9 protein-coding genes are annotated in these 8714 nt (G+C 69.8%); 8 read left to right on the top strand and 1 reads right to left on the bottom strand.

The genetic code is table 11. From position 1 onward, the window contains the following. Positions 1 to 374 precede the first annotated feature (374 nt). On the top strand, positions 375 to 1043 hold the full coding sequence (gene eda, locus AB0D04_RS41455; RefSeq protein ID WP_362712589.1) for a bifunctional 4-hydroxy-2-oxoglutarate aldolase/2-dehydro-3-deoxy-phosphogluconate aldolase: 669 nt from the start codon (positions 375 to 377) through the stop codon (positions 1041 to 1043). A gap of 203 nt (positions 1044 to 1246) precedes the next feature. Further along, positions 1247 to 2092, top strand: a complete 846-nt coding sequence (locus AB0D04_RS41450; protein WP_362712588.1) for a transporter substrate-binding domain-containing protein — start codon at positions 1247 to 1249, stop codon at positions 2090 to 2092. A 125-nt stretch (positions 2093 to 2217) separates the two neighbouring features. On the opposite strand, the gene AB0D04_RS41445 is transcribed toward AB0D04_RS41450, so the two are convergent. After that, positions 2218 to 2589 carry a VOC family protein gene (locus AB0D04_RS41445; RefSeq protein WP_362712587.1) on the bottom strand — a complete coding sequence of 124 codons (372 nt, stop codon included), beginning with the start codon at positions 2587 to 2589 and terminating at the stop codon, positions 2218 to 2220. 275 nt (positions 2590 to 2864) lie between these two features. Between AB0D04_RS41445 and AB0D04_RS41440 the strand changes: the two genes are divergently transcribed. The 6 genes from AB0D04_RS41440 to AB0D04_RS41415 all read left to right on the top strand — a co-directional run bounded on the left by AB0D04_RS41440 (position 2865) and on the right by AB0D04_RS41415 (position 8664). Beyond that, positions 2865 to 3584, top strand: coding sequence for an SDR family oxidoreductase (locus tag AB0D04_RS41440; RefSeq protein ID WP_362712586.1), 720 nt, complete (start codon positions 2865 to 2867; stop codon positions 3582 to 3584). A 117-nt stretch (positions 3585 to 3701) separates the two neighbouring features. Then, positions 3702 to 4475, top strand: coding sequence for a GntR family transcriptional regulator (locus tag AB0D04_RS41435; protein WP_362712585.1), 774 nt, complete (start codon positions 3702 to 3704; stop codon positions 4473 to 4475). Between the two features lie 130 nt (positions 4476 to 4605). Continuing rightward, positions 4606 to 5610 carry a sugar ABC transporter substrate-binding protein gene (locus AB0D04_RS41430; RefSeq protein ID WP_362712584.1) on the top strand — a complete coding sequence of 335 codons (1005 nt, stop codon included), beginning with the start codon at positions 4606 to 4608 and terminating at the stop codon, positions 5608 to 5610. 224 nt (positions 5611 to 5834) lie between these two features. Continuing rightward, positions 5835 to 6818 (top strand): sugar ABC transporter substrate-binding protein, encoded by a 984-nt coding sequence (locus AB0D04_RS41425; protein ID WP_362712583.1) that lies wholly within the window; start codon positions 5835 to 5837, stop codon positions 6816 to 6818. Continuing rightward, positions 6815 to 7858 carry an ABC transporter permease gene (locus tag AB0D04_RS41420; protein ID WP_362712582.1) on the top strand — a complete coding sequence of 348 codons (1044 nt, stop codon included), beginning with the start codon at positions 6815 to 6817 and terminating at the stop codon, positions 7856 to 7858. Before AB0D04_RS41425 ends, AB0D04_RS41420 begins: the two co-directional genes overlap by 4 nt. After that, positions 7855 to 8664 (top strand): ATP-binding cassette domain-containing protein, encoded by an 810-nt coding sequence (locus AB0D04_RS41415; RefSeq protein WP_362712581.1) that lies wholly within the window; start codon positions 7855 to 7857, stop codon positions 8662 to 8664. The genes AB0D04_RS41420 and AB0D04_RS41415 overlap by 4 nt, the downstream gene beginning before the upstream one ends. Positions 8665 to 8714 lie beyond the last annotated feature (50 nt).

Below are 8714 nucleotides of genomic sequence, written 5' to 3'. Positions count from 1 at the left end.
TCGCGCTCGCCGACCGGGCCTTCGGCCCGTGGGCCGTCGAGGCCTGGCCGCTGCTGACCGACGCGGTGCTGGCCGAGCTGCACTGAGGCGGGCCGCCCTCGGGCTGCCGGTTCCGCCCATTCTTGGTGGAAGGGGGCGCAGGGGGGCACCCCCGGGGGAGGATTGTCAGTGGTTGCCGGTAGCGTTTCGGTGGAAACGAGGAGTGGGCGGGCATCGGCGGCAAAGAAACCATGTGGTGGTCAGAGGCCGTGTAGTGGTCACGGGCCATGTGGTGGCCGGCTGCCCCGGCACGCCCCGGGAAGTGCTGTCTTCGCCGTGGTTCACGGCCGACGGCGGCATGGAGCGTTGGAGACAAGGAAGGACGGCGAACTGCCGTGTATCGCTGGGAGATCACCCGGGCCGCCCTGGCTCAGCGGGTTTTCGCCATCGTCCGCAGCAAGACCTATGACGAGGCGAGCGCCACCGCCGACACCCTGCTGTCGGCCGGCATCACCAGCCTGGAGATATCCCTGACCACCCCCTTCGCGCTGGAGGCGGTCACCACCCTCACCCGCGAGCTGGGTGAGGACGCGGTCATCGGCGCGGGCACGGTCCTTGACGCGGTGTCGGCCAGGATGGCCGTGGATGCCGGGGCCCGCTTCCTGGTCTCGCCGAGCCTGGACGCCGAGGTCATCCGTACGGGCCACCGGTACGGCGTCCCGGTCTTCCCCGGCGTGTCGACGCCCACCGAAATGGTCCGCGCGCTCGAACTGGGCGCGGACGCCCTCAAGCTGTTCCCCGCCTCCGCGCACCACCCCTCCTGGATACGGGACGTCCGCGCCGCCCTGCCCCAGGTGCCGCTGCTGCCTACGGGCGGGGTGACGGTCGAGGACGCGCCGGACTGGATCGCCGCGGGTGCGGTCGCCGTCGGCATGGGCTCCGCACTCTCCGAGGGCGACCGCGACACCGTCGCCAAGCGCGCCGCGGACCTCCTCACCCGCCTCGCCGAAGCGGCCCCCGACCAGCCGGCACCCGGTGTCCGGGGCGGGCTGTACGACGACTGAGGCCTGGGCGGGTCCGGTACGGGGCCCGAGGCAGGCCTGGCCGCCGTAGCGGGGGGCTTCGCTCCGGTGAGTGACAGCGACCGGATCGGCACCGGACCTGCCCCCGCCATCCCACTGACCGGTCAAGGGCTTCACCGCCTCGCCCGCCTCTGCCACGCTGATCGTCTCGACCACGCGATCATGCTCATGCCGCAGGAGTCATCATGAAGCGCGCCGCCACGCTGTCCGCCCTCGCCTGTCTGCTCACCGCCACCGCCGCGGCGCCCTCGCCCGCGAACACCCCCGCACCCGCACCGGGTTCCGCCCCCACGCCCGCCGCGCAGCACAGCCGGCACCCGGTGGCCACGCTGCTCGACACGGTCCCGCGCCGGGGGGTGCTGCGCGTCTGCACCACCGGCGACTACCGCCCCTTCACCCACCGCGATCCCAAGACCGGCGCCTACAGCGGCATCGACATCCAGATGGCCCGGGACCTGGCCAAGAGCCTGGACGCCAAGCCGCGTTACGTCGCCACCACCTGGGCCAACCTTGTCGGCGACCTCGCCTCCGGCCGCTGCGACATCGCCGTGGGCGGCGTCTCGATCACCCTCCCGCGCGCCCGCGCCGTGTACTTCAGCGAGCCCACCCGTACGGACGGCAAGACGCCCATCGTCCGCTGCGCCGACAAGGACAGGTACCGGACGCTGGACCAGATCGACCGCCGCGGGACAAAGGTCATCGTCAACCCCGGCGGCACCAACGAGCAGTTCGCCCGCGCGCACATCAAGCGGGCCACCCTCACCGTCCACCCGGACAACACCACGATCTTCGACGAGATCATCGCCGGCCGCGCGGACGTGATGATGACGGACGCCGGCGAGACCCGCTACCAGGCCAAGATCCACCCCGAACTCTGCTCGGTCCACCCCGACAAGCCTTTCACCTTCTCCGAGAAGGCCTACGCACTGCCGCGCGGCGATGAGGAGTTCAAGGCGTATGTGGACCAGTGGGTGCATCTGGCCACGCATGACGGGACGTACCGGAAGTACGAGGAGGCGTGGATGAAGTGAGGGCGTGACGGGTGCGACCGCGGAGAGTGCGTGTGCGGTGGCGCAGGGGAGGGTGAGGCGCCGCTCAACCAGCCGTCAGAAGCTGGTGGTTGGACAGGTGGTGAGGCGGCTGATCGGGCGGCTGATCAGCCCTGCCCCTCGCTCGCCCGGCCCGTGTGGCCGAGCACATTCACCACCTTGCCGTTCGGGTCCTTGACGAAGAAGCGCCGGACGCCCCACGCCTCGTTCTGCAGCGTCCGGACGATCTCGGCGCCGTCGGCCAGTACGGCCTCGTATACGGCGTCGACATCGTCGACCTCGATGCTCAGATCGGGGGCGACCGGTGCGGTCTTGTCCTCCGTCATGAAGATGAGTTGGGCGGTGGGGTTGGTGGGGGACGCGAGCGTGATCACCCACCCCAGGTTCATGACCTCCTCGAAGCCCAGCAGCCCGTAGAAGTCCCGGCTCTCCTCCAGAGCATCGGACTGGATGTCGGGGACGACGCGGCGTACGGACATGGGTGACTCCTCTGGTCCTTTGGTTCTCCGGCAGGGGCCTTCGATGATGCCTTGACGGGACGTCAGGGGAGGCGGAACCGAGAGAGGAGCCCAGGGGAGAGGCGCCTTGCCCCGGTGCCGGTCAGCCGATCGGCCGATCAGCCGGTGGGTCGTGGTGCCAGTTGGCGGCAGGTGGGCGATGCGAGGTGACGGAGTGGGGGTGAGCGGCTACGTATCCCTTCCGCCTGGCCCCCACTCGGCAGCCCTTCCGCCCCCGCCCGCCCCAGGAGCCCCGTATGTCGCCCTCGCCCGACCCCACCGCCCCCGTTTCCCTCGTCACCGGCGCCACCCGCGGAATCGGGCGGGAGGTGAGCCGGCAACTGGCGGGCCTCGGGCACACAGTGCTGCTGACCGGGCGTTCGCCCGAGGCCGTCGAGTGGGCCGCCGAAGAGACGGCGGGTCAGACAGGGGGCGAGGTAAGGCCGTTGCGCCTCGATGTGACGGACGACGACAGCGTCGCCGCCGCCGTGGCCGAAGTCGCCCATCGCTACCGGCGGTTGGACGTCCTCGTCAACAATGCGGGCATCCACTACGACACCTGGCAGCGCGCCGTCACCGCCGACCTCGCCGTCGTCCGGGAGGCGGCCGAGACCAATCTGTACGGGCCGTGGCGGATGGCGATCGCTTTCGCGCCCTTGCTGCGCGCCTCTGCGCATGCGCGGCTGGTGAATGTCTCCAGCGAGTCCGGTTCGCTCGCCACCATGGGCGGCGGGACACCCGCGTACAGCGCCTCCAAGGCCGGGCTGAACGCGCTGACCCGGATGCTGTCCGATGAGCTCCGCGGGGATGGTGTGCTGGTCAACGCGGTATGCCCCGGCTGGGTGGCCACCGATATGGGCGGGCCGGGAGGGCGGCCGGTCGCGGAGGGGGCGGCGAGCGTGGTGTACGCCGCGACGCTGCCCGACGACGGCCCGACGGGAGGCTTCTTCCGCGACGGCCGCCCGCTGCCCTGGTAGCAGCTCGCGCGCCCCGGGGCGGTGCCCCCAGGACCGTACCCGCCTTGTCCCGGCAATGTCCGGACAATGTGACCTCTGGACTTCCCGTCATCTGTGCGGGCGGATACGCTCGCGAGCGTGGGGAAACGCGATGCACACACCGCGGGCGCCGAGAGCCCAGTCCAGTTCAGCGTCGACCGGAGCAGTCCGGTCCCGCTCTATTTCCAGCTCTCGCAGCAGCTGGAGGCCGCGATCGAGAACGGCAAGCTGGCGCCCGGCAGCCTGCTCGGCAACGAGATCGAGCTGGCCGGGCGGCTGGGACTGTCCCGGCCGACGGTGCGCCAGGCGATCCAGTCGCTGGTCGACAAGGGGCTGCTGGTCCGCCGTCGCGGCATCGGCACCCAGGTCGTGCACAGCCAGGTCAAGCGCCCGCTGGAGCTGAGCAGCCTCTACGACGACCTGGAGGCGGCCGGGCAGAAGCCCGCCACCCGGGTGCTGCTCAACACCACCACCGAGGCGGATGCCGAGGTCGCCGCCGCACTGGGCATCGCCGAGGGGGCGGAGGTCGCGCTGGTCGAGCGGCTGCGGCTCACCCACGGCGAGCCCGTCGCGCATCTGCGTAACCACCTCCCCGCCGGGCTGCTGAAGCTGGAGACCGCCGAGCTGGAGGAGACCGGCCTGTACCGCCTGATGCGGGCGGCCGGCATCACCCTGCACAGCGCCCGGCAGGCCGTCGGCGCACGGGCCGCGACGGCGGACGAGGGCCGCCGGCTCGACGAGCCCGAGGGCGCCCCGCTGCTGACGATGCAGCGCACCACCTTCGACGACACCGGCCGCGCGGTCGAGTTCGGTTCGCACGTCTATCGCGCGTCCCGGTACGCCTTCGAGTTCCAGCTGCTGGTCCGTCCCTGAGGCTGCCGGCCACACCCGGCCAGATAGATCAGTCATCAGAATGTTCGGACAAACTATTGACGCGGCTCCGCGCCCGCCGTAGAAATCCTCCAGCCGCATTCCGGCGGCCTGGAGCAAAGGCGGTTCCACGATGATCGGCGTGCGAAGCGCGCGAAAAGTGCGTACGGCCAGACCCGTCACCGTCCCCCGTGCCGCCGCCCTGGCGGCGGCCCTCGCGCTGGTCGCCGGGTGCAGCGCCTCCGGTGGCGAGGACGCGGGCGAGGACCCCCGTACACCCCGGATGACCATCGGGATGGTCAGCCACTCCGGCGAGGGCGACACCTTCTGGGACATCGTGCAGAACGGCGCGGAACGGGCCGCGGCCAAGGACCGGGTGAAGTTCCTCTACGCCAACGACAAAGAGGGCGCCAAACAGGCCGAGCTGGTGCAGTCCTACATCGACCAGAAGGTCGACGGGCTGATCGTCACCCTCGCCAAGCCGGAGGCCCTCAAGGCGGTCGTCCGCAAGGCCGTCGCCGCGGGCATCCCGGTCATCACCGTCAACTCCGGCGGCCAGTTCTCGAAGGCGTACGGGGCGCTGACCCACATCGGCCAGGACGAGTCGGTGGCGGGCCGGGCGGTCGGTGAGGAGCTGACGAAACGCGGCCGGAAGAAGGTCCTGTGCGTCATCCACGAGCAGGGCAATGTGTCGCTGGAGGACCGCTGCGCAGGCGTCCGCAAGGGCTTCGACGGGACGGTCGAGAACCTCAACGTCGACGGCACCAACGCGCCCGCCTCGCAGTCCTCCATCGAGGCCAAGCTCCAGTCCGACAAGTCCCTCGACGCGATCGTCACGCTGGGTGCGCCGATGGCGGCGATCTCCGTCAAGGCGAAGGAGGGGGCGGGCAGCCGGGCGGGGATCGCGACCTTTGATCTGAACGTCGCCGTGGTCAAGCTCCTCAAGGCCAAGGACGTCGTCTTCGCCGTCGACCAGCAGCCCTACCTCCAGGGATACGAGGCGGTGGACCTGCTCGCGCTGCACAAGACCAACGCCAACGTCCTGGGCGGCGGCCGGCCGGTGCTCACCGGCCCGGAACTGGTCACCGGCAAGGACGTGCCCAAGCTGGAGGAATACACGGGACGGGGCACCCGATGAAGCCGTACGGAAGGCGGGCACCGATGGGCGGTACGGACCCCACGAACCGGTACAGATCACCGGTATCGGATACTTGGCCGGTTGGGCCGGTGCGCGCAGTGCGAGCAGTACGAGCGATGCGCGCAGGACGAGCATGGCGGCCGACACAGCGAGATCAGCGGGAAGGGCAAGTCCTCGTGGCAACGGTGCGAAGAACAGGACGGGTGCGCAGCAGAGGACGCGTCGTGAGCGCCGCACTGGCGGCGGTGCTCTGCGCCTCTGTGGCAGGGTGCAGCAGCACCGGAGGCAAGCGGGCCGAGGACGCACGCGCTGCCCAGGCGGCCGGCGGCAAGGCCGCCGTGAACACTCCCCGGTGGACCATTGCGATGGTCACCCACTCGGGAGACGGTGACACGTTCTGGGACATCGTCCAGAAGGGCGCCCAGCAGGCCGCCGACAAGGACAACATCAAGTTCCTCTACGGGCACGACAAGGAGGCCCAGCGGCAGAGCCAGCTGGTGCAGTCCTACATCGACCAGAAGGTCGACGGGCTGATCGTCACGCTCGCCAAGCCCAACGCCATGAAGGACGTCGTGGAAAAGGCCGAGAAGGCCGGCATCCCGGTGATCACGGTGAATTCCGGGGCCGAGGAGTCCAAGGCGTTCGGCGCGCTCAGCCATATCGGGCAGGACGAGACGGTGGCGGGCGAGGCCGTCGGCGAGGAGCTCAACAAGCGCGGCCGGAAGAAGGCCCTGTGCGTGCTCCACGAGCAGGGCAATGTCGGGCATGAGCAGCGCTGCGACGGCGCGAAGAAGACCTTCAAGGGCGATCTTCAGAAGCTCTATGTGGAGGGGACGAACATGCCGGATGTGCAGTCGTCCATCGAGTCCAAGCTCCAGGCGGACCGCGGCATCGACGCCGTCGTCACGCTCGGGGCGCCCTTCGCCGCCACGGCCGTCAAGGCCAGGGAACAGGCCGGCAGCAAGGCCGAGATCGACACCTTCGACCTCAACGCCCAGGTGGCCAACGGTCTCAAGGACGGTTCGCTCGGCTTCGCCGTCGACCAGCAGCCCTACCTCCAGGGCTACCAGGCCGTGGACCTGCTCTGGCTCTACAAGTACAACTCCGACGTCCTCGGCGGCGGCCGGCCGGTGCTCACCGGACCCCAGGTGATCACCAAGAAGGACGCCGGCGCGCTGCAGGAATTCACGAAGCGGGGAACCCGATGACCACCACCGTCAAGGTCCCCTTGGGGGACGAGCGCCTGCTGCACCGCTCCCTGGTACGCCGCCTGATGGGCCGCCCCGAGCTGGGCTCGGTCGTCGGCGCCGTGGCCGTCTTCCTCTTCTTCGCCGTCTCCGCCGAACCGTTCCTGCGGGCCTCCAGCCTCTCCACCGTGCTCTACGCCTCGTCGACGATCGGCATCATGGCCGTGCCCGTGGCACTGCTGATGATCGGCGGCGAGTTCGATCTGTCGGCCGGCGTCATGGTCGTCAGCTCGGCCCTGATCTCGTCCATGTTCAGCTACCAGATGACGGCCAACACCTGGGTCGGTGTCGGGGTGTCCTTGCTGGTCACGCTGGCCATCGGCGTCTTCAACGGGATGCTGCTGACCCGTACGAAACTCCCCAGCTTCATCATCACGCTCGGCACGTTCTTCATGCTGACCGGCCTCAACCTCGGCTTCACCAAGCTGATCAGCGGCACCGTCTCCACGAAGTCCATCGCCGACATGGAGGGCTTCGAGTCCGCCCGTACGCTCTTCGCCTCCCACCTGACCATCGGCGAGGTCGACATCCAGGTCACCATCATCTGGTGGATCGTCCTGGTCGCCCTCGCCACCTGGATCCTGCTGCGCACCCGCGTCGGCAACTGGATCTTCGCGGTGGGCGGCAACGCGGACGCGGCACGGGCGGTCGGCGTCCCGGTCACCAAGACCAAGATCGGCCTCTACATGGGCGTCGCCTTCGCCGCCTGGGTCTCCGGCCAGCATCTGCTGTTCTCGTACGACGCGATCCAGTCCGGCGACGGCGTCGGCAACGAATTCCTCTACATCATCGCGGCGGCGGTCGGCGGCTGTCTGATGACCGGCGGCTTCGGCTCGGCGATCGGGGCCGCGGTCGGCGCCTTCATCTTCGGCATGACCAGCAAGGGCATCGTCTACGCGCAGTGGAACCCGGACTGGTACAAGTTCTTCCTCGGCGCGATGCTGCTGCTCGCCACTCTCCTGAACGCATGGGTCCGCAAGCGGGCGGAGGACAAGTCATGACAGCCCTGGTCGAGCTCGACGACGTCAGCAAGTTCTACGGCAACATCAAGGCGCTGGAGGGCGTGTCCCTCGAGGTGCACGCGGGGGAGATCACCTGTGTGCTCGGCGACAACGGTGCCGGCAAATCCACCCTCATCAAGATCATCGCGGGGCTGCACCGGCACGACGCCGGCACCTTCACCATCGAGGGGGAGGAGACCAGGCTCGCCTCCCCGCGCGAGGCCCTCGACCGCGGCATCGCCACCGTCTACCAGGACCTGGCCGTCGTCCCGCTGATGCCCGTATGGCGGAACTTCTTCCTCGGCTCCGAGCCGACCACCGGAGCGGGCCCCTTCAAGCGGCTCGACGTGCGCACGATGCGCGAGACCACCCGCAGCGAACTGCTGCGGATGGGCATCGACCTGCGCGATGTCGACCAGCCCATCGGCACGCTCTCGGGCGGTGAGCGCCAGTGCGTGGCCATCGCCCGCGCCGTCTATTTCGGCGCCAAGGTCCTGGTCCTGGACGAGCCCACCGCGGCGCTCGGCGTCAAGCAGTCCGGCGTCGTCCTCAAGTACGTCGCGGCCGCACGGGACGCCGGGCTCGGCGTGGTGTTGATCACCCACAACCCGCATCACGCCTACCTGGTCGGCGACCGCTTCGTCCTCCTCAAGCGCGGCACCATGGCCGGCAGCCACGCCAAGACGGAGATCGCCCTGGAGGAGCTGACCCGCCAGATGGCGGGCGGCAGCGAGCTGGAACAGCTCAGCCATGAGCTGGCCCGGACCGCGACCCCGGAATTCCCCGGAGGCCATCGGCCCGACTGACCCGGCGCGCGGCCGCGCCCCGGGCCGCGGGCGCGGGGGGGGCGCCCCCC

Origin of the sequence: Streptomyces sp. NPDC048483 (assembly GCF_040651455.1) — a bacterium.
Taxonomy (GTDB): Bacteria; Actinomycetota; Actinomycetes; order Streptomycetales; family Streptomycetaceae; genus Streptomyces.
The sequence above is the reverse complement of the archived record's forward strand: the minus strand, read 5'-3'. Positions and strand labels throughout refer to the sequence as shown.